Annotated in this window: 1 protein-coding gene; it reads right to left on the reverse strand. The window is 40.3% G+C overall.

Features of this window, described 5'->3' with window-relative positions; all coding sequences use genetic code 11:
• Positions 1-11 precede the first annotated feature (11 nt).
• The gene (locus ACNI3T_RS10895; RefSeq protein ID WP_418227801.1) at positions 12-1886 is read right to left on the reverse strand and encodes an ABC-F family ATP-binding cassette domain-containing protein; all 1875 of its coding nucleotides are present in this window, start codon (positions 1884-1886) and stop codon (positions 12-14) included.
• Positions 1887-1930: the final 44 nt, after the last annotated feature.

Raw genomic sequence — 1930 nt, forward strand, 5'->3', positions numbered from 1 at the left:
TAACTTTTAAACTACCCCTCCAACTTCTCCATCAATTCAAACCAGCGCATGGTTTTAGTTTCAATTTCGTCTTCAACTTTTTTCAGGTCTTTAGATCTTTCAGCAACCTCTTCAGCGCTAAGTTCTTCCAGGAAGCTTTGCTGAATTTTCTCTTTCTTCTTCTCCAGTTTTCCGATCTCTTTTTCCAGTTTACTGTATTCCTTTTTCTCGTTATAGGTTAGAGAAGTTCCGGAACTACTGGACTTATATTCTTTTTTCTCTTTTGCTTCAGAAGTCTTTTCTATTTGAATGTTTTCAGCTTTAGGTTTAGAAGCCTGGTATTCTCTGAAGTCGGTGTAGTTTCCGGGGAAATCTGTGATTGCACCGCCACCTTCGAAAACAAAGAGGTGATCGGTAATTTTATCCATAAAATAACGGTCGTGAGACACCACGATGATACATCCTGGAAAATCCATCAGAAAACTTTCAAGGACATTTAGAGTAAGTACATCCAGGTCATTGGTAGGTTCATCGAGAATAAGGAAATTTGGATTCTGAATAAGAACGGTACACAAGTAAAGACGTTTCTTTTCACCACCACTCAGTTTTTCCACAAAGTCGTACTGCTTTTTTCTGCTGAAGAGGAAACGTTCCAGTAATTGTTCTGCAGAGATCTGTCGGCCCTTTTTAAGGGGAATATAATCACCAAACTCTTTGATCACTTCGATCACTTTCTGTCCCGGCTTGATCTTAATACCTTTCTGAGTATAATATCCAAATTTTACAGTTTCACCAATAACGATCTTCCCGGTATCAGGTTCAAGACTTCCCGTCAACATGTTCAGAAATGTAGATTTTCCCGTACCATTTTTCCCTATGATCCCAATTCGTTCACCTTTAAGGAAGTTATAGCTGAAACCTTTCATCAATTGCTTTCCACCGAGTTCCTTGTAAATATTGTGGATCTCCACGATCTTGCTTCCAAGACGTTCCATATTGAGTTCCAGCTGAACCTTATGATCCTGCCGGCGTTGTCCCGCACGATGTTTGATTTCATGGAAATCCTCTATTCGAGATTTGGACTTGGTAGTACGCGCTTTAGGCTGGCGACGCATCCATTCCAGTTCCTTTTTATATAACTGCTGAGCCTTGTCTGTATTGGTAGCTTCCTGTTGATGTCGTTCTTCTTTTTTATCCAGGTAATAGGAATAGTTTCCTTTATAGGTATATAATTTGCCATCTTCCAGCTCCACGATTTCGTTGCAAACCCGCTCCAGGAAGTAACGGTCGTGAGTTACCATAAAAATGGTAAAATCCTGTTTTCTGAAATATTCCTCCAGCCATTCGATCATGTCCAAATCTAAGTGGTTGGTAGGTTCATCAAGAATGATAAAGTCAGGTTTTTTAAGAAGCATTCTGGCAAGGGCGAGGCGTTTCTTCTGTCCTCCAGAAAGGTTTTGAACGACAGCCTGCAGATCTTCAAGATTTAACTTGAAAAGTATTTGTTTGAATTCGGTTTCGAAATCCCAGGCGTTATTGGCTACCATGGCATCCATGGCTTTCTGAAGAGCATCAGAATCTTCAGGATTTTCCATGGCCTTTTCGTACTGAGCTACAACTTTTAGGGTCGGATTCTCACTCGAAAATATACTTTGCTCGATGGTAAGTTCGGGATCCAGATTAGGTTCCTGGGAAAGGAAAGCAACGCGAATGTCATTACGATAGATCACCTGCCCATCATCAGGGGAATCGGTTCCTGCGAGGATGTTCAATAAACTGGTTTTTCCTGTTCCGTTTTTGGCAACAAAACCAACTTTTTGATCTTTATTTATTCCGAAGCTAATTTGTTCAAAGAGAACACGTTCGCCATATGATTTCGCAACATTTTCTACTGAAAGGTAATTCATATTATTGTTATCGGTTCTATGTTGTCCGTTAGAGCCTCAAAAGT

It is taken from the genome of Christiangramia qingdaonensis (assembly GCF_048381525.1).
Classification (GTDB): Bacteria; Bacteroidota; Bacteroidia; order Flavobacteriales; family Flavobacteriaceae; genus Christiangramia.